A 22,869-nucleotide genomic window follows, 5' to 3' on the forward strand; every position below is an offset into this window, starting at 1 on the left:
GTCTGGTGCGTCGTCTCATCCTTGAAACGACACCGGGGTCGGTCCAGCTAGGGATGCCCGCAGGCGACGGTGTGGCAGCAGGGGATTGGGACGGTTCTGTTCGGGCAACCGAAGCGACGGCTTGGGTTCCAGATGGTTTGTCGGTATGGGAGCTGTCGGTTAATTCCAGCCCTAACAAGAAGGCCGATGAGGACTATTCTAAGCGAACAGACACTCCAGACGGCACATGGACCGCTGAGTGCACCTATATCGAAGTGATCCTGCGCACTTGGACGGCACGGGACAAATGGGCTAAAAATAAGCGAAACGACCAGGTCTGGAGAGACGTCAAGGCTTTCGGGCTTGATGATATCGAGACCTGGCTTGAGGCCGCCCCAATTACATGGGCGTGGCTATCGGAAGAACTGGGACTTTCTCCATACGGACTTCGCACCGGTTTGACCTGGTGGCGAGATTGGGCAGCACAAACGAATCCAACATTGATACCGAAAGTTGTGCTCGCCGGTCGAACTGACACTGCCAAGGATCTTGAAGACCGGCTTGGTTCATCCGGCTCCGTCACTACGATTGCTGGTGCCTCGATGGAGGAAGTATGCGCCTTCATCGCTGCGATCGCCGTCAACCTTGATGACCAGAGCAGCGGCGAGATGCTCGCACGGCTCGCATTCGTCGACGACATATCCACATGGAGGCAGTTGACAACCTCGTCCCAACCGCTCGTCTTGGTCCCTCTCAAGCCCGAGTTGGCAAGCGAGATCCCCGCAGGTTCTGTGCATAACTTTTGCGTGCCGGTTGTCTCCAACGAAGGTGCCGACGTCACACTTCCAGCGTTGGATGCTGCTGAGGCAGCAGTCGCGCTGACGAGCGCCGGAGTCACAGATGGAGATAGGGCCGATGAGCTCGGTAGGCTCGCACGGCGAAGCTTGACCGGTCTGCGGCGAAACTTGGCTGTAAAGGTCGTCCTGCATCGACCGACCTGGGCTGATGCGAGTCCGTCCCGAAACTTCCGATCAATCCTGTTGGCTGGCTCCTGGGGAGACAATGCAGAAGGGGATCGTTCGATCCTCGAGGCGCTCACGGGAACCGACTACGAATCGTTTAGAGAGGCGATCACAGGAATAGCCGATAATCCTACCGATCCTCTGGTAATCCGCACTGGCGAAGCTTGGCATCTTGTCTCACCGGTGGATGCTTGGATGCTGTTGGTGCCGAAGCTGACTCACGATGACATGAAGCGGTTCGGGACCATCGTCGAGAGGGTCTTCGCAGAGGACGATCCGGCCCTCGACCTACCGCGGGATCAACGGTGGAGAGCATCGATTGATGGCAAAATCCGTCGCTACTCCGGTGACCTCCGCCGCGGCCTCGCTCAGTCGCTCGCTCTATTGGGAATGTACGGCGAAACTGTCGTCTTGTCGGGTGGGGTATCAGGGGCAGAATTCGCAAACTATCTGGTTGGGAAGCTACTCGAAAGGGCGTCGACAGATGATACCGGGCGAGCGTGGCAATCACTAGCTGACATCTTGCCTCTCCTCGCTGAGGCCGGGCCGGACGCCTTCCTCGAAGCGGTCAGTGCAGCAACAGCGGGCGATGCCCCTCTATTGGCCACCATGTTCCAGGACAACGCCGACGAGTCGGGAATCTTCTCGGGCGGAACTCCCCACAGCAATCTGCTGTGGGCGCTCGAGTGCGTGTCCTGGTCCTCTGATCATTTCGGACGTGCTGTCGATCTCCTGGCACGCCTTGACGAGATCGATCCGGGTGGTCGGCTGGCTAACCGTCCCGCGGCCTCTTTGGCTGCAATATTCCGCCCGTGGCATCCAGATAGCTCTGTCGATCCTGACCGGCGACTTATTGTCCTCGACACGTTGCGCCGAAGACGCCCTGGCGTTGCTTGGAAGTTGGAGTGCAGCATGCTTCCTGAGGGGCACGGGACACATTTCCCGATTAGTACACCTGCGTTCCGAACTTGGAGGCCGGACAAACTATCTGTGACATACGGCGAATTATGGAAGATGACGACCGCCGCGGTAGAGCGTTGCATCGAAGATGCTGGTCAGGATGCGCAACGCTGGTCAACGATCCTTTCTCACACGGCAGAGTTACCACCAGCAAACCGAACTCGAGTGGTGGATGCTCTCGAATCGATGGCCGACCAGCCGCAGTTTACGGCTGACTTTCGAGAAGCGGTGTGGCGAACCCTGGTGGACCTCATCGGCCGTCATCGTAAGTTTCCGGATGCTGCCTGGACACTTCCAGACGAGGAACTCAGCAAGCTCGACTCACTGGCAGCGCGCTACCAGCCAAGGTCTGCGTATGTCCGACTGATCGGACTCTTTCAATCATGGACTCCGTATATCGGCGCTCACAAACAAGATGATTATGAAGCCTTTGAACGTGAGCTCGGGCGCCGACGCGTCCAAGCCGTAGAGAAGATCGAGGCCGAGGGCGGTTTTGACGCCATCACGAGACTGGCACGAGACGCGTCGGTACCGGGGGCCGTTGGTATCGCCTTGGCGAAAATCGGCTCGTCGCACGATGATGAGTTGCTCGGTTGGTTGACATCAGCCGACCAGGATCTCGCCAGCACCGCGATGTCGTATTTCTCGACTCGCTATTCCCTAGAAGGTTTCGCTCTGATCACAGACTTCCTTGAACAGAGCGATCTTACGGTCGATCAACGTGTTCGACTCCTGCTTGTCGCGCGCGGCAACCTCGCTGAGGTATGGGCTCTGGTTGATACGGACCCGGATCTTGCGGCCCGATACTGGAGGGCATTCCAGACAATCGGCTTGGGGCAAGAAATTGACAAGATCGACGAGATTGCTGAGCACTTGATCCAAGTTGGCCGCCACGCCGACGTCGTACATCTCATGAGCATGTACACCCACATCGACAAGGACGGCCCGCGTCCCCAGGTAGCGAAACTCATTGTGCGAGCACTGGACGGGCTCCTGGCAGATCAAACTCTATCTGCCGCAGCTCGTGATCTATCGTCCTATGATTTTCAGCGGCTCTTCGCCTACCTCGAAGCTATGCGCGAGCACCTTGAGCCTGGCTGCCTTGTTCGACTGCAGTGGTCGTACCTTCCGGCGCTCGGCTATGACGCGAGAGTCCCAGCGCTATCCGAAGGCTTAGCTGCCGACCCTGCAAAATTCGTCGAGATCGTATGCACTCTTTACCGTGCCCGGCCGAGCGGTGAGGACGAAGAAGGCGCCGAGGACTCGGCTGGCGAAGAACAACACGACGCTTCCCTGGCAACCAATGCGTACCGCTTATTCAATGCATGGGACACACCGCCCGGCCTCGTCGATGGCGTCATGAATGCCGAGGTGCTTCGAACCTGGCTTGATCAAGCTATGGAGCTCCTGGCTGAACGAGGCCGGACCGAGGTCGGCCTGCAGCAGATTGGCCAGGTTCTGGGCCACACCCCACCAGACGCTGACGGCACCTGGCCGGGCAACGTCGTGCGGGATCTCATTGAAGAAGTGCAGCTTGATCACATTGAGACCGGCTTGTACCTCTATATCCTTAATAGTCGTGGAGTTACTAGTCGCGGCTTGGAAGACGGCGGCGAGCAGGAGCTCAGGCTTGCTGCGGACTATCGAGTCAAGGCCCAAGTATTTGCCGACATCGCGCCTCGAGTGGCTGGTTTATTTAGGAGAATCGCTTTCTCGTACGAAAACGACGCACGACGGAACGAGGAGGACGCAGAACGTTTCCGGCGCGGGCTGCACTGAGCGGCATAAATCGCGTCACACAGCGAGTTTGCAGGACACTGTGAGCTGGAGTGTGTATGCGCATCGCTCGAGACGTTATAGGGATATGGAATGTGGTGGAGTTCAAATTTAACGTGTAACGCGGAGCGTTAATGACGTTTCGCGTTATTGGGGGGCAGGTTGAAGAGCGCTGTCTCTAACTCCGGTTTTCGTTCGGCCTCGGTCCATTCCGCTACCTCGTGTGTAGAATCTGCAAGCGGTATCGGGCCGTTGAACTATTAGGTTCACCCACAGTTCCCGTGCCTGCACGCATCGAGAAGGACCAGGTGGTGAACTCGAATGACTCGCCTGGTCCAACGTGTGTGCGCTCGGCGCGTGGTTTAACTCTTAAAAGACTTGCCGGTCACAGCCTCAGCGTTTCGCTCGTGCAGCCCGCAGGCCGTTCAAGATCACGATGACTTCGGCGACCTCGTGAACCAACACGACAGCGGCCAAGCCCAGCACGCCGCTGATCGCCAGTGGCATCAACACGATAATGATGGCCAGAGACAGCACGATGTTTTGGTTGATGATCCTGCTGCCTCGGCGGGCGTGCTGCAGCGCCTGCGGGATCAGCCGGAGGTCGTGGCCAGTGAAGGCGACGTCAGCGGACTCGATCGCGGCGTCAGACCCGGTTGCTCCCATCGCAATGCCCACCGTTGCGCCCGCCAGTGCCGGAGCGTCGTTGATGCCGTCGCCGATCATGGCCGTCGGCGTCTTGGAGGAGAGTTCGGCGACGATGCTTGCCTTGTCCTCTGGGCGTAGCTCGGCGCGCACGTCATCGATTCCGGCGATTTCAGCCAGCGCCCGGGCGGTGCGAGTGTTGTCGCCGGTGAGCATGCTCACCTTCACGTCGTTAGCGTGCAGGGTCTGTACAGCTTCGGGCACCTCGGGCCGCAGCTCGTCGCGGACCCCGATCGCCCCGGCGAGGGCGTCATCGACGGTGACCAGTACGCAGGTCTGGCCCTCGGACTCCATGCGCTCAACGTCTGCCTTTAGTGGCCCGGCGTCGATCCACCGGGGGCTGCCCACCAGCACCCGTCGACCTCCGACGGTGCCGCCGATGCCATGTCCGGCTTCCTCGTTGATGTCCTGGGCGGCGGGCGGTGCGGGCACCGCTGCTGCGATCGCCGCGGCGAGGGGGTGCGTCGATTGCTGCTCAACTGCCGCCGCGAAGGCAAGCACCTGCGCCCGATCGAATCCGTCCGCCGAGACCACACCGGTAACCTCGGGCTGGTTGCGGGTAAGAGTTCCGGTCTTGTCCACCGCCAGGTGACGGATGCCGCCGAGCCGCTCGAACGCCGCGCCCGACTTGATGACCACGCCGAACTGGCTGGCCGCGCCGATCGCCGCCACGACCGTCAGCGGCACGGAGATTGCCAGTGCGCACGGCGACGCTGCGACCAGAACCACCAACGCACGGGTGATCCACGTCTCGGGGTCGCCCAGCAGTGAGCCAATCACGCCGACCAGCGCCGCCAGGATCATCACCCCGGGCACTAGGGGTCGGGCAATCCGGTCGGCGATCCGGGCGCGGTCGCCCTTTTCCGCTTGCGCCTGCTCGACCAGGTCCACGAGTGTGGTAAGCGAGTTGTCAGTTCCAGCTGCGGTCGTCTCTACTTCCAGCACGCCGGCGGAGTTGATTGCTCCCGCGGGCACCTCGTCGCCGGGTGCAACCTCCTCCGGAATGGATTCTCCGGTGATCGCTGAGGTGTCAAGGCTGGAACGTCCAGACCGAATGATGCCGTCCGTGGCGATCCGCTCTCCGGGGCGCACGAGCATCAGTTCGCCAGCCACGAGGTCCTTCGCTGCGACCTTGACCGACGTGCCGTCGCGCAGCACCGTCGCGGTCTGCGGTACCAACTTCAACAGTGCCCGCAGTCCGCCCTGTGCCCGGTCCATTGCCTTGTCTTCCAGTGCCTCGGCGATCGAGTACAGGAACGCTAGCGCCGCGGCCTCTCCGACGTAACCGAGGATTACCGCGCCGACCGCGCTGATCGTCATCAGCAAACCAATGCCGAGCTTGCGCTTCGTGACAAGGTTTCGGATCGCGTCGGGCGCGAACGTATACGCCCCTAGCAGCAGGCCGACCCAGAACAGTACTGTCGCGGGTGTCTCTACCCCGGACCAGTCCAGCGCCAGGCCTATGCCGAGGGCTACGCCGGAGAAGATCGGCAGTAGCAACTCGGGGTCCTTCCACCATGGCCGATCGAGTTCTTCGATCTCTGTGGCGGGTTCGTGTGCGCATCCACACGCCGAGCTCATGCGTCCGCTCCCTTCTCGCCGCAGCCGGGCACCGAGCATTCAGGGTCGATGCACGGGGCGTTTTCGTCGACAGCCAACGTCGCGTTTACCAGCGCGTTGAGCGCTGCCGCGAGGTGCGGATCGGCGATTTCGTAGCGTGTCTTGCGGCCCTCCGGCTCGGCGACGACGATGCCGCAGTTGCGCAGGCAGGTCAGGTGGTTCGAGACGTTCGAGCGGGTCAGGTCCAGGTCGCGCGAAAGCACGGCCGGGTAGCTCGGGCCGTCGAGTAGTGTCATCAGGATTCTGGAGCGCGTCGGATCCGCCATGGCCCGGCCGAGCCGGTTCATGACGTCGAGGCGTGAAGCAATGGTCAGCATGTGCTGAACAATACATCGTGTGCTGAACTATTCAAAATGTGCTGAACTGACAGTTACGCGAAGGTCCTGCGACCTGCAAGAATTAGTCGATGGGATAGCAGATGACTGATCCTTTGTGGTTCGGCTGCCACCCAACGCGGGAGCGACGTGGGCGGCGAGGTTCTCGAAAAAGTAACCTTGCAACTACATACCGTCGAGTTCAAGTTCAACGTGTAGCGAAAGCGTTCCCTGGAAGCGAGCGGTGGCTACCGATTCCGCTCTTTGCTCTACGGGATCTGCGGCCGTCGTCTTGTGAACTTGAGCTCCGAGCGCCGCTTCTTCGCTTCGAGACGGCGCCGTACTGAGCCCCGCGTTGGCTTCGTTTTGCGGCGCGGAGGAGGAGGCGGTGCGAGCGCCTCGCGCAACAGGGCAGACATGCGTTGACGTGCCTCGGAGCGGTTGCGGACCTGTGACCGCTGGGTCGACACCGCCACGGTGAGGACGGTGCCATCCAGGCGGTGTTCGAGGTTGCGGAGCGCGCGGCGCCGCTGGGCGTCGGTAAGTGAGGTGCACGCGGCGATATCAAGGGATAGCTGGACTTTGCTGTCCGTGGTGTTCACACCTTGCCCTCCTGGCCCCGACGCTTTCGCGAACCGTTCCGACAGGTTGGCGGCGGCGATGACCACACCGTCGGGGATTCCCGGGCCGGGTGCGATGGTCAGGTCGTTCATGCCGTCCACCCTACAAGCACAGCCTCACAGCTACCGCCAGGGGTTCGGGGACTTCTCTGCGGATGCTTGTCCCCCCCTACACTGGCACTCATGAAGACGTCGCTTTACGTATCTTTCCCCGGCAATGCTCGCGAAGCGCTCGAGTTCTACCACGAGGTGTTTGGAGGTGAGCTCGACATCATCACGTATGGCGAGCAGCTCGACCGTGGCGCGCAGTTCCCGTTCGACCCGCCACGCGACGCTGTCGCTCACGGCACCCTGACTGGTCCGTTTACGTTTGGGGGCGGCGACGACCTGCAAAACAACGCGAGTATCTTGAACCGCGGCGTTTTCGGCTTTACCGCCGAGGTAGATTCGGTGGAGGAAGGTGAGCAGCTCATCGAGAAGCTCACCCGCGACGGCGGAAAGGTCACTATGCCGTTCGCGCAAGCTCCATGGGGTGCGCATTTCGGTGTTGTCGAAGACAAGTTTGGGCTGGCCTGGAACATTACTACTGGCGATGGGAGATAGGGCCAGGATGTGATTGTATCGGCCCGTTACCATCTGCATCTATGACTACAGCAAGTAAAATCCGAGTGGCTGGCGTGGGGGATGCGGAGCTCGTCGCAAAGCTTTTGCGCGACTTCAACGTTGAATTCGATGCCCCGGTGCCCGACAACCTCGAGCGGAGGTTCCGGCAGATCATTGCACGTGACGACGCCACCGTGTTGCTTGCCGACGATATCGGGTTGGCATTCTTCACGCTGCGCCCCAGCCCCTATTATGACGGTCCGGTAGCGATGCTTGAGGAGCTCTACGTAGCACCATCCTGCCGCAACCGAGGCACCGGTACGGCGCTGCTGCGACGGGTATTCTCGGAAATCCAGAACCGCAATGCAGGCGAATTGCAGATCAACGTCGACGAGGTAGACACCGATGCGCGACGCTTCTATGAACGCCATGGACTGACCAATATTGAGCAAGGCTCCCGAATGCTTCTATATGCGCGCGAGTTGTGATGGAGTGTGGAGGGGAATGAGCATTATTTGGCCTCTTGCTGTGGGTAGCGCACTTTCATATCTTTGCCGACTACGGCTCCGTCATTGAGCTTTGCTGCGTCCAAAGTAGGGCCGTGCTGCGTTATTCCCATGATGTGTTGCACGTCGTCGCCGTGGGCAAGCAGGTGGTCTGCAATGATGCGGCGGTGGCAACGCCACCAGACAGCTTCTGAGCACATGATCACCGTCGGGGTTTCGGCGGCTTGTGTCCTGAGCTGCTGGAGTGCCTCTGCGAACTCGTGGCCAAGAGCATGGTCTGCGTAGTTGTGGAAGCTTCGGTTGCGCCAGTTGCCGTTGACTTCGAAAGGGACTGTTTTTGACACGTTGCGTCGCCCAGTGAGCCCTTCGCTCCGGGAGTACTGGATGCTGTGGTCAGGCAAGTGCTTGGCTAGGTAGCTGTCATTGAACCAGGGATACTTCTTAGACCCGGGAAGCTTGCGTACGTCCACGATCGCACGCACGCCGGAGGCCTCGAGCATGCTTACGAATTCGTCAAACTCGAGGTTGGAATGGCCGACGGTGAAGATACGCATGTCTTCGACCTTAGGCGCCTTTTGGCAAAAACGCGGCGTCGGGTGGTGAGAGGCCCGGCGGATAGAGTGCGGGGTCCAGTTTTCCGTCGCGTGTGCAGTCGCAGCGGCCCCTTGCAGCGTAAATCCTGCTCACTGCGGAGTGTTTCGCAGGCACCGATTGGTTGAACTTCATCGGGGCAAACGGGTGCTTTCGGTGCCCAGCCTTGCCGGTTTGTGGGTCGAAATCCATGTAGCCCTTGTTGAAGGATCCGTCTCTGTTGTCGTTGTTGCATCTGTGGTGTTCGCGACAGAGGCCAGTGAGGTTCTCGATATCGGTGCTTCCTCCCTTTATCCAGGCGAGGATATGGTGCGCCTCACACTCTGTCATTGGGGTTGTGCACCCGAGCCAGGAACACACCCCTTGGATGGCAAACATCGCGATGCGCTGCTCGACCGAGGCGAGCCGGGTGGTTCTGCCCATCCACAGCGGTACTGAGGTGACACCGTCCACTTGGAGGAGGAAGTCTGTAGTTCCGTCCATGCCGAGCCGGACAAGGTCGAAGCAGTCGACTTCGATGCCGGTGTTGGTGTCGTACAGCATGGAGGCGTCGCCGTCGGCGAGATCGTCGAGGGTAAGTGAAATGACCACCGAGGCAGCGCCACCGCTCATCTTCTGGTGCGATTGCTCATGCTGCTGGAAAATGGCGAAGAACTGGTCAAAGCGACGTTGCTGTGGGGTGCGGGTGTCCGCTTCGCCGTGTAGTGCTGCGGGCAGGTTGGAGTTCGGCGCGAGGCCTTTGTCCGTATGTGCCTTGATCAGCGCCGCAGCACCGGCCGTGGCATTGATGTAGATATCTACGGTCCCGTCTGCTTTCCGACGGCCAAAGGATAGACCGCGGTTCTCGTGGCCTGCATTGGGGTTGGATCGTGGGGCGTGCTTCCGATTTTCTTCGGCGACGGTGTGACGGACGAACTGGCGGAGGTCTTCCGGGTTTCGTCGCAAGCCTTCGGTCATAGCGGCGGAGTAGATGCGGGTGCGCTCGCCTGCGCCCGCTTTGAGCAGCCTATCGAGCTCACACCGGATGATGTTCTGTTTCTCCGCACTGACCTGGGGAGACGTCTTTCTGGCAGTTGCCTGCTGTTGCTCCACTTCATGGGTACGGGAGAAAAGGTCTTCGGTGCCTTCTCCACTCTCTGGATGAGCAGCGGGCTCTGGTGGTGGGCCGAAGAGGAGCCGGCCACGTTCGAGGCGGTTGTAGGCCTCGCCCTTTGATAAGTCGAGGCATTGTTGGAGGTATGCGTTGGGGTAGTTGGCGCCGACAATGCGACCCGCCTTTTCGCGTTCGGCGATGAAGGCGAAGGCGGCGTCGATAGTTGCTTTCTTTTTAAACTGCTCCTCGAGGCGCTCAATGTCGTGTCGGATGTCGTCGAATGCGAGAGTGGAGGGGTCCTCGAAAAGCTTGCTTAACGTGCGTAGCGCTGCGGAAATGTCGTTGACGCATTGGGTGATTTCGCTGGTCATGGCCCCTCCTTTCCTGAGTTGTCATCACCCTATCAACCCAGACGGACATGAACGTCCAGTATTCGAACAAATGGGCGAACTTCCTAGGGGTTTGGTACGTTTGGGCATAACCGACACAAACTTCAGGGCGGAGGTGCTTGAACAGGATGGTTAGCAACGACATTGAAGGCCGCTACCGCTACATGGGCCTCGAGATGATTCCGACGCCACGTTACGACGCGAAAACCAGCGAGCCCTGCCCAGGAAAAGCGTGGATGTGGCGGGTCGAACACGGTGTTGTAGCACTCAAGTTCAACAACGGCAAAGTGCTCACCGGCACAGTAAAAGGATTCGATGACTACGAGGATTGGGACCGAGGCGACGCCTTGCAAGACGTGATTCTGGGCTCTGCCGCCGACGGGTTAAGCATTCCCGAAGCCCTTGAGCGCGTCCGCAAGGCGTTCGGTAGCCACGACGTTATCGTGGACCTGAGAGACATCAACGAGTCCGCTGACGAGCTGCGTCCGACGGCACAGCAACTGCTGACCCCATATAGAGGAACCCGTAACGAGTGAGCCATGTCTCCAGAGAATATTTTGCTGCGCTTGCCTGAATCCCAGGAGCAGGAGATTCGCAAGATTTATGAGGCGCTAGCGCAGCGCGGGTTTCCCGTTCAACAGCAGCGCCCGCACGTGTCAGTGACGTTTGCCCCTGAGATGTCGCGAACAGTGATCTCTCGGGCTGGGGAGCTCCTACCACGGTGCCTCCCCGCGCGTCTGGACCGGGTAGGGACGGTGGTGTTTGGGACGAAGTCGAAGCAGACGGTGGCGTGGCTGCTGCAGGGACCTGACGAGCTTGAGCGGGCAGCAAGGGAGCTCAGCGAGCTCAACCCCGACGGCCGTGGCGCTCGGTGGATTCCTCATCTGACAATGGGCCTGCGTTTGCCGAAAGCAATGGTAGGCGACTACATCCAGACGCTTGCAGAGGTGACATCGCCACACTTCAGGGTTGTAGATGCGGAGTATGCGGCGCTGTATCAGCCGCGGTTTGGGTCAGAGTATCGGTTCGAGCCTTAGGAGCTTGAGACTTCGGCGCAGCAACGTTGAAGCGTTGTCGCACCAGGTGCGGGTTCGTTTTCGTGTATCCGATGGCGATAATTACGAGCGCTGAGGCAGCACCGAGGATGGTTTCCGCACTGCGCGCAAGGAGCATTGGCGCGACGGGGGCAGGTTCGACGGCTTGGATCATCAGCAGGGCGGTCGGGGTGATGAAGCTCGCTGCCAGCGTGTAGTTGCGGGTGACATAGGTTTCGGTCAAGAACTGCAGGATGATGATCCATACGACGAACTGCCATTCCTGCATGTGGTGCGACAGGAGGAACCCGGCGACGAGAATGCCGGAAAGGGTGCCGAGCATGCGTTGCAGTGCCCGGAAATACTGTACGCGGTATCGGTTGTTGACCAACGGAACTACTGCGGCGACCATCGCCCAGTAAAAGTGCGAAAGCGGATCGATGAGGGCGACAGAGATGATGCCGATCGTTCCAGCGAGCAGGGGAGCGAGGAAGAATCGCGTTGCCTCTCGCTTCAGCGCCTGCTTATCGACGCCCACTTCTTCCCCTCGTGGTTCTCGCACGTTGGGGCCTTCGCCAATGAGGTGCGATACCTTCCCGAGTGCAAAACACAGTCCCGCAGTCGCCGCAGCTACCATTGTCGCGATCAGCGGGTGTGCGGGGTGGGCGAGGGAACCTACCGCGGCGATTGCGAAGAGTACGAATACGGACCCGGTTGGGCGTGTGCCTGACCACAGCGCGATGGTCGCCCACACGGAGGACGCGATGGCGGAGATCATCATAATGAGCCACTGGTTTGCGTGGGTCCAAGACATTGTCGCGCCGATTGCGATCGCGACCACGATGGCGGTACCTGCAAGGAGCTGGTGGCGTGCCCTATCCTGTCGGGTTTCATGGCGTCCATAAACACCCGTAAACGCGCCGAAGTTGGCGTAGATGGCAAGGTCGAAGCGGCCGATCCAGAGCAGGAGTAGGAGTGGGATGGCTACTCCGGCGGCTGTGCGGAAGGCAGGGATATGGTCCCGGCGTGCGGGTGCCATCGTGAACATGGCGCGAAAATGGTTCAAAGATCAGCCCTTTCTCCCGGAAGTAACAGAGTTGTTACCTTAGCCCTCTGCCAGCCCTCTGTCACAGAACCCAAAAACGCCAATTGTGTCGGAGGCGGACGTACACTAAGTCCATTCAAATTCTCTTTTGACTGCGAGGGAGTAGCGGACATGGCTGCGACTGAAGGGCATATTCAATCCGCTGGGAAAATCCCGGCACGTCACCAGATGGTCATTATCGGTGCCTTGCTGGTAGAGGTGGCGTTTTCAATAACGCTGACTGGTCTGAGTTTCTTTACACCGGCGGTGCTCGGGGACTTTCCTGGGACCCGTGCAGGTGCGTTCATGATTTATTTCACTTTGTATGGCTTCGCTTCCGCGGCGTCAATGCCGGTGGCTGGCATGCTCATTGACCGAATCAAGGCGCCTGGCTTGTTGGTCCTTGGTGGTCTCATTGCTGCGGGTGGCTTGGTTGTCTTTTCCGCCGCACAATCTCTGTGGTGGTTTTATGCAGCCGGAATCGTCATTGGTATCGGCGTGGGGCTTTCGCTGCAGTACGTCCCGATCGTCGTTATCAATCGCTGGTTTGTGGCTAAACGAGGAACCGTGTTGGGCATCGTCCTGGCGGGAACAGGAGTGGGCGGTGTGATCCTCGGCGTAGTAGTGCCGATCCTGCTGAGGACCGTTGGATGGCGGACCTCGATGGTGATTATGGCCGTCGCAATGGTTGTGCTGACAACGGGACCGGCGTTGTTCTTGCTCCGCAGCAATCCTGAGGATCTCGGCCTACGCCCGTACGGTGCGGAGGTGGCACCGGCAGATGAAGTGACCACGAAAACTGGTAACGAGCCGGGAATGACGCAGCGGGAGGCTTTTGGCAGCATCTGGTTCTACGTACTGGCGGCCTCATTGCTGTTGTTGGGCGCGATCTACGGGATGACGCAACACTTCGTGAACTATCTTTCTGGCAAGCCGTGGGGTGTGGAGCTTCGCCCAGAGGAAATTTCAACAATCATTATCACGGCAACGATTTGTCTGATCGTGTTCAAACCGTTTCTTGGCTGGTTCATCGACAAAGTCGGCCTGGAGCGAGCCCTGTGGATCGTGCTGCTGATTGCGGCCGGCGCGACCGCGGCGTGGGCATACATGACCACGCTCCTGCCGTACGTGTTCTTCGTGATCTTCATCTTCCTCGGTACTGCAAGCGGCACCGTCGCCCCACCACTGATCGCAGAGCACTCGTTTGGTCAGAAAGAGTTCTCGAAGATTTGGGGCACGCTGGGGATGGCCTACCCAATTGGGCTTTCAATTGGTGCGGCTGTCTGGGGGTGGGTGAAAGACTACTTCGGCTCCTACGGCTACGGTTTTGTTTCTGTGCCGGTGTTCACATTGTTGGTGCTGCTCGGAGTGAGCGCAACGTTCCGCGGTGCCCGCAAGCTTTGGGTGCCGGAAGCGCAGCAGTTAGCCTAGTCGCGCCGGGCAAGGCTGTCAGTGGAAACGCCCGTGAGCAGGGCCGTACCGTCTTTCACGGCCACGGTGGGGTCGGAGGTGGCGTCGAAAAGTAAGGGTGCGTTGCTCGCGGCGACGATGACGTTGCCGTACTCGTGGCCGTCGAGCATCGCTGGTGGTGCGACAACCGCGGTGTGGGGGAAGACCTCGAGGAGCCCGGCTATTTCGGCTCGGGTGTTGGGAAGCTGCTGCCTATCGCCGATGTTCGCGATGTAGATGCCTCCCGGGCGCAGTGCCACGGTGCACGCGCGGAAAAACTCGACGGTGGTCAGCGGGCGAGGGGTGGAGGGGCCGCTGAAAACGTCGCGAACGATGAGGTCAAGGCTGCGTGGTTGGCAGGCATGAGTGAAAGCACGTGCTTCGGCGCAGCGGATTGTGACCGGCTCGAGGTTCTCCTGAAATGCCCAGCGTACGAGTTGTGCGAGTTCCCGGTCGATCTCCACTGCCGTCTGGTGGCTTTGGGGGTAACGGTGTGCGAAGTATGCAGGCAGCGTGCACGCGGCCCCGCCGAGGTGGACTGCGCGGAAATCCGAGGGCACGGTGTCGCCGGGGCGGATGAATCCCGTGATCCACTGCATGTAGTCGAACGTCAGCACCTCCGGCGCACCGAGTACAACGTAGGAGCTGGGGACGCGGTTGAGTTCGAGGGTGTAGCCGCCGTCGCGAAGTTTGTCGGCGATGATGGTCGCTCTGCCGGTGTCTACGGGGAATGTTCCCGTAATGGATTTCTTTTGGGTGCGGGGTTTGCGTCGCATTTCATGCTCTACCTTTCAGCGTTTATTCTTACCTGTTATGTACACATTGCGTGAAGCCCGCCCCGAGGACCGCCAGGCGGTCGTGGATGTTTGGGACGAATCTGGCATTACCCAGGAATGGAACGACCCGCCGACTGACTTCGATCTTGCGATGGAAAGCCCCGGCAGCACAGTACTCGTAGCGGAGTCCCCCCAAGGTGTCGTCGACGGCGCGACCATCGTAGGTTTCGACGGCCACCGCGGGTGGATCCACATGACCGGTGTGCGTCCTAACGCACGGGGAGGCGGCGTTGGGCGCCTGCTTTCCGACGGCTGCGTGGACTGGCTGCGCGAGCGCAAGGCCCCCGCAGTGCACCTGATGGTGGCGGAAGGAAATGACGCAGGGCGTGCTTTCTGGGAGCACCTCGGCTACTTCAAGATTGAGCCACCTGTGTACATGATTTCCCTGGAAGATTAATCGTTCCAAGACTGGGTGCGCACAAATCTGGTGGAAACCAGTACACCAACGATGACGAGGCTCAACGGCAGAAGCATAGACGTGGACATCGCCTGCGCGAATGGTTGGTGAAGCACGTCGGGGAGTGCCTGGGCGCCCCCTCCACCTGAAAAGTGAGCGGCTGTTGGACCGAGTTGGTGCGCAATCTGCTGTGACATCATCGCCGCGATCCCTGCTGAGCCAATGACCGCGCCAAGTTGGCGCACGGTGTTATACACGCTGGAACCCGCCCCGGCCAGGCGCGGATCGAGGTTTCGCGTCGCGATCATGGACAATGGCCCCCACACCATTGAGTTGCCAAACCCGTTGATCACGGAGACCACGAGTAACCACATTGGGGAGACACTCGGGTCGGTAATGAAGGCCGCGGCACCAATCGCGACCGCGACGAGCGAGAGCCCTGCGATCGCGAACGGCTTGGGCTGATGGGTGTTGGTGAGCTTGCCGACCCAAGGCGAGAAGCATCCAGAAATCAATCCCGCGGGAAGCAGGAGCAACGCTGCTTGGGTTGGCGAGTAGTGTTGCACGTTTTGCACGTAGATCATCCACGGAATGACGTAGGTGGAGATTGCAAACCCAACCGTAGAAATTGCTACGCAGGCGAGGGAAAAGTTTCGGTCAGAAAACAGCTCCAACGGCACCAATGGATCCCGGGTGGTTTTTGTTTGCCACCATACGAAGAGCGACAGCAACACGGCGCCGGCGCAAATGAGCGCAACGATGGGGAAGCTCCAGGAAAATTTCTGTCCTTCCTGGATGCCGAACACCAGGCAGAACATGCCCGAAGCCGACAGAGCGACGCCAACCCAGTCAAACGTCCGTGCATTCTGCTCGAGCTTCGGCACGAAGACCCACGCCAATGCGATGCCAACAATGCCCACCGGGACGTTGATGATGAAGATCCACGCCCAGCCCCAGGCGTCCACGAGGAGACCGCCGAGCAGCGGCCCAACGATTGTCGCTACCCCTGCCGTTGCGCCCCAGACGCCCATGGCGCCACCCCGCTGCTGCGGTGCGAACGTGCGCAGCATCACCGACATCGTCTGCGGTGTCACTAGGGCACCGCCAAAGCCCTGCACAGCCCGGGCAAGAATCAGAGCCTCGATCGAGGTTGCCAAGCCGCACGCCAGCGAGGCGACCGTGAACAGGCTCAAGCCACACAGGTACACGGTCCGCGGTCCGATCCTGTCTCCGAGCCGCCCCGTAATCAGCAGCGGCACCGCGTACGCCAGCAAGTACGAACTGTTCACCCAGATAATCTGGCTGTAGGTGGCGTTAAACGCGGTGGAAATCGCAGGAATAGCGACGGCAACGATCGTCGAGTCCACCAGAATCACGAAAAACCCGACCATCATCGACCACAACGCCGCCCAGGGCCCTGTGCTGCGGGGAGTCTCCATCGCACTGACTCTACCGGGTGGTCGCCAGTGGCGAAAGAGCATAGGGCATATGATGGCACCTATGAGCGATATACATTCGACAGAAGTCTCCCAGAACGTCATCCTCCCGCAGTCAAAAGACGCAATCTTTTTGACGCTCACCATCGCACAAGGGCACGAGCGCGACGTAGTAGACATCATCGGTGGCCTCGCGGGGCTCGTCAACGGCGTCGGCTTCCGCTGGCCCGAGGCTCACTTGAGCGCAGTGCTCGGCATCGGTGCCAAGATGTGGGATCGCCTCTTCACCGTGGAAAAGCCCGAAGGCCTCCACGAGTTCGTTGAACTGCAAGGAGAGAAGCACCACGCGCCGTCGACACCGGGCGACCTGTTCTTCCACATTCGTGCCGACGAATACGACGTCGCCTTCGAACTTGCGCGCCGCATCACGAAACAGCTCGGCGACGCCATCGAAGACTTCGATGAGACGCACGCCTTCCAGTACCAGGACTTCCGCGACCCACTCGGGTTTGTCGACGGCACCGAGTCCCCGCGTGGCCAAGACGGCATCGCAACGGCGATTATCCGCGAAGGAAAGTGGGCGGGTGGCAGCCACATCGTGCTGCAAAAGTACGTCCACGATCTGAAAGCCTGGGACGATTTGCCCGTCGAGGAGCAGGAGCGCGTCATCGGCCGAACGAAGCACGAAGACATCGAGTTCGACGACGACGCGAAACCGGCCAACAGCCACGTCGCTGTGAACTCGATCGAAGATGAAGACGGCGAATCGTTGGAGATCGTCCGCAACAACCTCACCTTCGGTGACGCAGCCGGCCAGCAGGGCACATTCTTTATGAGCTACGCAAAAGACGTCGCCATCACCGAGCGGATGCTGCGACGCATGTTCATCGGCGAGCCAGTTGGCAACTACGACAGAATCCTCGACTTTTCCACGGCACTCACCGGGTGCAACTTCTTTGCCCCGCCGAAGGCATTCATGGAAAACGTCGAGGATTACGTGAGGGACGAGCTGCGCTAGCCCACGAGTTGCTGCAGCTGCGGTGGTAGATACTGACGGATAGTAGGCCACGCCACCGCAGCGATTAAGCCCAGCCCGGCGAGCACACCAACCGTGATGAGTGCCGCCTTCGTCTTAGAACTGCCCTCCGAGGACATCAGGTTATCTTCGGCGTCCATGTCGTCGGTCTGCGGTGGGTTTGGTGTGACGTTGACGTCGACATCGTTTTGGTCGTGCGGGCGCATCGATTCAGGGTCAATACCGAAGAACGTGTCCAGGCCCTTGACGTTGAACTGCGTCGACATGTAGCGCTCGTTGGTGTTCGTGTTCCACTGCGAAATGACGACGTCGAGGTTCGCGATCGTGGAACCCGGTACGATGTACCCACCGTAAGGTTGGGAGAAATTCATCGGCGTCTGCTGAAAGTCCCAGTAGCCATTCTTGGCGATTGTCGCGACAGGCACGTCGTTCCAGCTTTGTGGCAGCGTATCCGAAATGCGGACCTCGACGGCGAGCGTGGCCTCGTTGAACATCACGAACACCCAGTGGTTGTCGATGAAGCGCAGGTTCATCTCGCCGGCCTTGATCTTGTTACCGTGCAGGATCGCGCCAGCTTCGTTGCCCCACTCGCCGGTGTTCGGATTAAACAGTTCCCAACTTGGCTGGTCGCCGATCTGGTCCTCGGTAAAGCGAGCCAGGTACACGTCGTGTTTGCGCTGGAAGCCCGACATCACTGCATAGATGTAGCCGTCCGGGCCCTTTTCCCAGGAAATGAGCTGGCCAAGTCCATTGAGGTAATGGTTGGGAGTGCGCCCAATGCTCTTCCACGTTTTCCCTTCATCGGTGGACTTCCATGTCTGTGTCTCGAGCACATTGCCGATGCCGCGGTTCCACATGCCTTGCATGTAGAGCGTGCCGTTGATGTTGATCACATCCGACGGGATGAGCGTTAGCTTGTCGCCTTCCTCGCGGTAGTAGTTGATCAGGCCGTATGCGTCACGGTGCCCCTTGAGCGGGCGAAGGATTTCGATCTGTCCGTTATTCATTCGCGCAACCACGCCAATGGGGCTGATCCAGTCGCCTTCCCCAAACTTTTTGCCGCGGAATGAGTCGCCGAAGATCATCGCGAATTCGTCACCGTTGAGCGGTGTCATGGCGCCCAAGTCGCCGGCCCCAATGCCGACATGTGCAGCCCACGGGCCGAGCACATCACCCATGATTTGGACGACGGTGCCATCTGGCATCTTCATCGGTTTTTGCTTTGGCTTCGTCGGAAGATCTTCAGGGCCATTCGGCCGGATCGTAGGCCAGGCAGGCAAAATCGAGTTCGCTTGTGCGTGTGCGACAGGAATCGAAAGACCGGTCGCAGCAAGAGCAAGAGTAGTGGCACAGGCGATAATTCGGGTCAAAGGCGGCAAAGGCATGGGGCTCCTGGGATGAAACGTCGTGAGGCAAAATATTCGACGTCCCCTTTCACCGCAGCAGGCTGTGGGGAAGTGGACGTCGATAATTATTGGGCGAATATTGGGTTAGTTCGAAGAATCGTTGCGCTGACCAAGACCCGAGTCCAGGCGCAGCAGTCCAGAACCATCATTGCCGACAAGTGTCAGCTGGTCAACAATCTCGGAAACCGTTGCCTCTTCGCTGATCTGCTCGTCGAGGAACCACGTGATGAGGGAGCGGGAATCGAAGTCCTTGACCTCATCGGCGATGCCAGCGATGTTTCGAATCATCGCGGAGACCTTGCGCTCGTGCTCAAGCGCCGCCTGGAACGCCGCCAGTGGGGAATCGATCGAAGGTGCGTCGAGGGCGACTGTGTGCAGGGTGACGTCGTGGCCGCGGTCGATCAGGTGGGTTGCGAACTTCTCTGCGTGGTCGCACTCCTCGTGGGCCTGCTCAGCGAACCAGGACGCGAAGCCTGGGAAGGACTGTGCCTCCATCGTGTATGCGAGCTGGCGGTACAGTAATGCCGCCTCGTATTCCGCAGTGACCTGCTCGTTCATTGCATCTTGCAATTTCTTGTCCATAGTCAAGCTCCTTTGAAGGTGTAGTTGAAAACTGATGTTACGGCGCTATTTTACGCCTGCGAGGCAAAAATGCATCAAAAGTAAGGGTATCCTAATCAATGACCTGGGGGTATGTCGATGGGGAACCTTCGCAAAATGGGCTATCCTTGCCGGTATGTCTCGTTTTAGTCCCTTAAATTGGCCGGTTGTGCGCCAGATACGCGGTGGTGACGCCTTCGCCCGAGGCGAAAACACCGAATCTGCGCGCAGCCAAGAAATGGAAGGCCGCATTGTAGAAGCGGACCGCGTTGTCAAGAGCGTGTGTCCGTACTGCGCTGTTGGCTGTGGCCAGCGCGTATATGTAAAAGACAATAAGGTCATTCAAATTGAAGGCGACCCGGATTCTCCGCACTCACGCGGACGCCTGTGCCCGAAGGGTGCAGCTTCCGAGCAGCTCGTCAACGCGGAAAACCGCGTGACCGACATTCTGTACCGAGCACCGCGCTCCAAGGAATGGGTCAAGCTTGACCGCGAAACCGCCATGGAAATGGTCGTCGACAGGTTCCTCGAAGCCCGTGAAAACGGCTGGCAGGACTTCGACGACAAGGGGCGCCCTGTGCGTCGAACCATGGGCATCGCAGGCCTGGGCGGCGCCGCGATGGATAACGAGGAAAACTACCTGATCAAGAAGCTGTGGACTGCAGCGGGCGCGGTGCAGGTAGAAAACCAAGCTCGTATATGACACTCTTCCACGGTTCCCAGTTTGGGATCCTCGTTTGGACGCGGTGGAGCGACCCAGCCACTGCAGGACATGGCGAATGCGGACTGCATTGTCATCCAAGGGTCAAACATGGCCGAAGCGCACCCAGTTGGGTTCCAGTGGGTCATGGAGGCGAAGGCGCGTGGTGCACGAATCATCCACGTTGACCCTCGATTCACGCGTACGTCGGCGATGGCGCATAAGCACATCCCGATTCGTGGTGGTACCGACATTATTCTGTTGGGTGCTGTCATCAACTACGTGCTGGAAAACAACCTGTACTTCGAGGAGTACGTCAAGGCATTCACCAACGCTTCGACGTTGATCAGTGAAGACTTCCAGGATACGGAGGACCTTGAGGGTCTGTTCTCTGGATACGACCCTGAAACGGGTGGCTACTCCAACGATTCGTGGCAGACGCGTAAGAAGTGGGATGCGCAGACTTCGTGGGACGTTGAGAAGGATGAAACCCTTCAGGATCCGCGAACAGTCTTCCAGATTTTGAAGCGCCACTACTCTCGCTACACCCCGCAGGTTGTTGCTGAGTCGTGTGGTATTTCCGAGGAGGACTTCTACTTCCTCGCGAACTCGATTGCGGAGAACTCTGGCCGCGATCGCACCACCTGCTTCGCGTACGCGCTTGGCTGGACTCAGCACACGTTGGGCGCACAGTTCATCCGTACGTGTGCGATCCTGCAGACGCTGATGGGCAACATCGGCCGTCCGGGTTCGGGCATCATGGCGCTGCGTGGCCACGCATCGATTCAGGGCTCCACGGACGTGCCGACGCTGTTCCACATCCTGCCTGGCTACCTGCCGATGCCGCAGTCCACGCACCAGACGTGGGACGAGTACTTGGCAGCAGTGTCGAAGCGTGATCAGAAGGGCTTCTGGCAGACCGGCGACACCTTCGCTGTGTCGTTGATGAAGGCCTACTGGGGTGACGCCGCAACCGAGGAGAACAACTGGGGCATGGACCTCATGCCAAGGTTGACTGGTGCGCACTCGACGTACCACACGCTGCAGCTGATGAACCAGGGGCTTGTCGACGGCTACTTCGTCTTCGGCCAGAACCCTGCGGTTGCGCAGTCGAACGGTCGCATTCAGCGCATGGCGCTGACCAAGCTGAAGTGGCTCGTCGTACGTGATTTCTCTGAAATCGAAACGGCAACGTTCTGGAAGGACTCTCCAGAGGTGCAGTCCGGTGAGATTTCGCCGGAGGAGATCGACACTGAGGTGTTCCTCTTCCCAGCTGCGAACCACGTTGAGAAGGCAGGTACGTTTACCCAGACCTCGCGCGTGCTGCAGTGGCGCTACAAGGCCAAGGATGCGCCGGGCGATGCCGAGAGTGACCTCGAGTTCTTCTACGACTTGGGACTTCGCTTGAAGGAGCGAGTCAAGGACTCGACCGACCCGCGCGACGTGCCGTTGCAGAAGATCACCTGGGACTACGAGTGCGATGAGCACGGTGAGATTCTGCCGGAGTCGGTGCTGAAGGAGATCAACGGCTACTACCTCGACGGTCCTCGCAAGGGACAGCTTGTAGACAAGTTTGCGGATCTCAAGGCTGACGGCTCAACCTCCTCTGGTTGCTGGATTTACTGTGGTGTGTACGCTGACGACGTCAACCGTTCGGCGAACAAGCGCCCAGGCCAGGAGCAGAACGCGATGGCGTTGGAGTGGGGCTGGGCATGGCCAATGAACCGTCGCGTGCTCTACAACCGTGCTTCTGCGGATCCGGACGGCAAGCCATGGTCGGAGCGCAAGAAGCTGGTCTGGTGGAACGAGGACAAGGAGCTGTGGGAGTCCGACGATGTTGTGGACTTCCCGGTCAACCGCGCACCTGGGTTTAAGCCAGAGCGCGACGCGGTCGGTCCTGCAGCGCTTGCAGGCGACGATGCGTTCATCATGCAGGCGGACGGCAAGGCCTGGCTGTTCGCGCCAACCGGAATGGTTGACGGCCCGATGCCGACGCACTACGAACCACAGGAGTCCCCGTTTGCGAACCCGCTGTACAAGCAGCAGCAGTCGCCGTCGCGAATTGTGATGCGTGGGGAGGACAACCTCTCGGCGCCGAACTTTGGCGAGCCGGGTGTTGGCGTGTACCCGTACATGCTGAACACTTACCGTCTGACGGAGGCGTACACCTCTGGTTCGATGACGAGAAGCTTGCCGTTCTTGGCGGAGTTGCAGCCGGAGCTGTTCTGTGAGGTCTCGCATAAGCTGGCCGAAGCGGTCGGTCTCAAGAATGGTGACTGGGCGACGATCATCTCGCCGCGCAACGCCATCGAGGCGCGAGTGCTGGTCACGGAGCGCATGAAGACTCTGGTCATTGACGGTCACGAGTTCCAGCAGATTGGTATGCCGTACCACTTCGGCGCAGGTTCTTACGCCGAGGTCGAAGGCGATGGACCGAACGACCTTTTGGGCATCATGCTGGACCCGAACGTCAACATCCAGGCGTCGAAGGTTTCCGCGGTTGATATCCGGCCGGGCCGACGCCCGCGCGGCGAGGACCGCATGAAGCTGGTGCGTGAGTACCAGCGCCGTGCGCGCCTGACGGAGGACACCGGTACCAAGCTGACCGACGAGTCGAAAGACGTCATCGTTGGTGAGCAGCTCGGTGACACAGAGGCGGCGAAGTACGACTCGACGAAGAAGAATATGGCGAACGGGGAAGGATAGGTTTTGA

The 22,869-nt window shown here is 59.6% G+C and carries 19 protein-coding genes; 9 read left to right on the forward strand and 10 right to left on the reverse strand.

The features are described 5' to 3' along the window. Positions 1 to 479 precede the first annotated feature (479 nt). On the forward strand, positions 480 to 3,740 hold the full coding sequence (locus QP802_RS03060) for a hypothetical protein (RefSeq protein ID WP_284817569.1): 3,261 nt from the start codon (positions 480 to 482) through the stop codon (positions 3,738 to 3,740). A gap of 390 nt (positions 3,741 to 4,130) precedes the next feature. Here the strand turns inward: QP802_RS03060 and QP802_RS03065 are convergent, their stop codons facing one another. The 3 genes from QP802_RS03065 to arfB form a co-directional block, all read right to left on the reverse strand. Beyond that, positions 4,131 to 6,023 carry a heavy metal translocating P-type ATPase gene (locus QP802_RS03065; RefSeq protein ID WP_284817570.1) on the reverse strand — a complete coding sequence of 631 codons (1,893 nt, stop codon included), beginning with the start codon at positions 6,021 to 6,023 and terminating at the stop codon, positions 4,131 to 4,133. Beyond that, entirely contained in the window at positions 6,020 to 6,379 is a 360-nt protein-coding gene (gene cmtR, locus QP802_RS03070) for a Cd(II)/Pb(II)-sensing metalloregulatory transcriptional regulator CmtR (RefSeq protein WP_284817571.1), read from the reverse strand. Before cmtR ends, QP802_RS03065 begins: the two co-directional genes overlap by 4 nt. A 266-nt stretch (positions 6,380 to 6,645) precedes the next feature. Continuing rightward, positions 6,646 to 7,089: an alternative ribosome rescue aminoacyl-tRNA hydrolase ArfB gene (gene arfB / locus QP802_RS03075; RefSeq protein ID WP_284817572.1), complete on the reverse strand. Its 444-nt coding sequence runs from the start codon at positions 7,087 to 7,089 to the stop codon at positions 6,646 to 6,648. A gap of 90 nt (positions 7,090 to 7,179) precedes the next feature. Between arfB and QP802_RS03080 the strand changes: the two genes are divergently transcribed. Both QP802_RS03080 and QP802_RS03085 read left to right on the forward strand, forming a co-directional pair. Continuing rightward, a complete protein-coding gene (locus QP802_RS03080; protein WP_284817573.1) occupies positions 7,180 to 7,599 on the forward strand; it encodes a VOC family protein in 420 nt (139 codons plus the stop codon). A 41-nt stretch (positions 7,600 to 7,640) separates the two neighbouring features. Then, positions 7,641 to 8,087: a GNAT family N-acetyltransferase gene (locus QP802_RS03085; RefSeq protein WP_284817574.1), complete on the forward strand. Its 447-nt coding sequence runs from the start codon at positions 7,641 to 7,643 to the stop codon at positions 8,085 to 8,087. Between the two features lie 23 nt (positions 8,088 to 8,110). On the opposite strand, the gene QP802_RS03090 is transcribed toward QP802_RS03085, so the two are convergent. Together QP802_RS03090 and QP802_RS03095 are read right to left on the reverse strand one after the other, a co-directional pair. Further along, positions 8,111 to 8,659, reverse strand: coding sequence for a DUF488 domain-containing protein (locus QP802_RS03090; protein WP_284817575.1), 549 nt, complete (start codon positions 8,657 to 8,659; stop codon positions 8,111 to 8,113). 10 nt (positions 8,660 to 8,669) lie between these two features. Beyond that, a complete protein-coding gene (locus QP802_RS03095; RefSeq protein WP_284817576.1) occupies positions 8,670 to 10,160 on the reverse strand; it encodes an HNH endonuclease signature motif containing protein in 1,491 nt (496 codons plus the stop codon). Between the two features lie 146 nt (positions 10,161 to 10,306). On the opposite strand from QP802_RS03095, the gene QP802_RS03100 reads away from it, so the two are divergent. Together QP802_RS03100 and QP802_RS03105 are read left to right on the forward strand one after the other, a co-directional pair. Beyond that, positions 10,307 to 10,714, forward strand: coding sequence for a hypothetical protein (locus tag QP802_RS03100; protein WP_284817577.1), 408 nt, complete (start codon positions 10,307 to 10,309; stop codon positions 10,712 to 10,714). A 3-nt stretch (positions 10,715 to 10,717) separates the two neighbouring features. Continuing rightward, positions 10,718 to 11,215, forward strand: coding sequence for a 2'-5' RNA ligase family protein (locus tag QP802_RS03105; protein WP_284817578.1), 498 nt, complete (start codon positions 10,718 to 10,720; stop codon positions 11,213 to 11,215). On the opposite strand, the gene QP802_RS03110 is transcribed toward QP802_RS03105, so the two are convergent. Beyond that, the gene (locus QP802_RS03110) at positions 11,142 to 12,278 is read right to left on the reverse strand and encodes an FUSC family protein (RefSeq protein WP_284817579.1); all 1,137 of its coding nucleotides are present in this window, start codon (positions 12,276 to 12,278) and stop codon (positions 11,142 to 11,144) included. The two genes, QP802_RS03105 and QP802_RS03110, sit on opposite strands and share 74 nt — an antisense overlap. A gap of 150 nt (positions 12,279 to 12,428) precedes the next feature. On the opposite strand from QP802_RS03110, the gene QP802_RS03115 reads away from it, so the two are divergent. Next, positions 12,429 to 13,727: an MFS transporter gene (locus tag QP802_RS03115; RefSeq protein WP_284817580.1), complete on the forward strand. Its 1,299-nt coding sequence runs from the start codon at positions 12,429 to 12,431 to the stop codon at positions 13,725 to 13,727. Here the strand turns inward: QP802_RS03115 and QP802_RS03120 are convergent. After that, positions 13,724 to 14,521: a spermidine synthase gene (locus QP802_RS03120; RefSeq protein WP_284817581.1), complete on the reverse strand. Its 798-nt coding sequence runs from the start codon at positions 14,519 to 14,521 to the stop codon at positions 13,724 to 13,726. The two genes, QP802_RS03115 and QP802_RS03120, sit on opposite strands and share 4 nt — an antisense overlap. 37 nt (positions 14,522 to 14,558) lie before the next feature. Here QP802_RS03120 and QP802_RS03125 point away from each other — a divergent pair, with 37 nt between their 5' ends. Next, entirely contained in the window at positions 14,559 to 14,978 is a 420-nt protein-coding gene (locus tag QP802_RS03125) for a GNAT family N-acetyltransferase (RefSeq protein ID WP_070362721.1), read from the forward strand. Here the strand turns inward: QP802_RS03125 and QP802_RS03130 are convergent. After that, complete coding sequence (locus QP802_RS03130; RefSeq protein ID WP_284817582.1) at positions 14,975 to 16,417, reverse strand: DHA2 family efflux MFS transporter permease subunit; 1,443 nt, start codon at positions 16,415 to 16,417, stop codon at positions 14,975 to 14,977. The genes QP802_RS03125 and QP802_RS03130 overlap by 4 nt on opposite strands. Before the next feature lie 61 nt (positions 16,418 to 16,478). On the opposite strand from QP802_RS03130, the gene QP802_RS03135 reads away from it, so the two are divergent. Next, complete coding sequence (locus QP802_RS03135; RefSeq protein WP_284817583.1) at positions 16,479 to 17,432, forward strand: Dyp-type peroxidase; 954 nt, start codon at positions 16,479 to 16,481, stop codon at positions 17,430 to 17,432. On the opposite strand, the gene QP802_RS03140 is transcribed toward QP802_RS03135, so the two are convergent. Both QP802_RS03140 and QP802_RS03145 read right to left on the reverse strand, forming a co-directional pair. Then, complete coding sequence (locus tag QP802_RS03140; protein ID WP_070362718.1) at positions 17,429 to 18,661, reverse strand: DUF4185 domain-containing protein; 1,233 nt, start codon at positions 18,659 to 18,661, stop codon at positions 17,429 to 17,431. The genes QP802_RS03135 and QP802_RS03140 overlap by 4 nt on opposite strands. 279 nt (positions 18,662 to 18,940) lie before the next feature. Then, entirely contained in the window at positions 18,941 to 19,438 is a 498-nt protein-coding gene (locus QP802_RS03145; protein WP_071573325.1) for a ferritin, read from the reverse strand. 154 nt (positions 19,439 to 19,592) lie between these two features. Here QP802_RS03145 and fdnG point away from each other — a divergent pair, with 154 nt between their 5' ends. After that, positions 19,593 to 22,862, forward strand: coding sequence for a formate dehydrogenase-N subunit alpha (gene fdnG, locus QP802_RS03150; RefSeq protein WP_256059989.1), 3,270 nt, complete (start codon positions 19,593 to 19,595; stop codon positions 22,860 to 22,862). Positions 22,863 to 22,869: the final 7 nt, after the last annotated feature.

Origin of the sequence: Corynebacterium sp. UMB10119B, assembly GCF_030228125.1 — a bacterium.
GTDB lineage: Bacteria > Actinomycetota > Actinomycetes > Mycobacteriales > Mycobacteriaceae > Corynebacterium > Corynebacterium pseudogenitalium.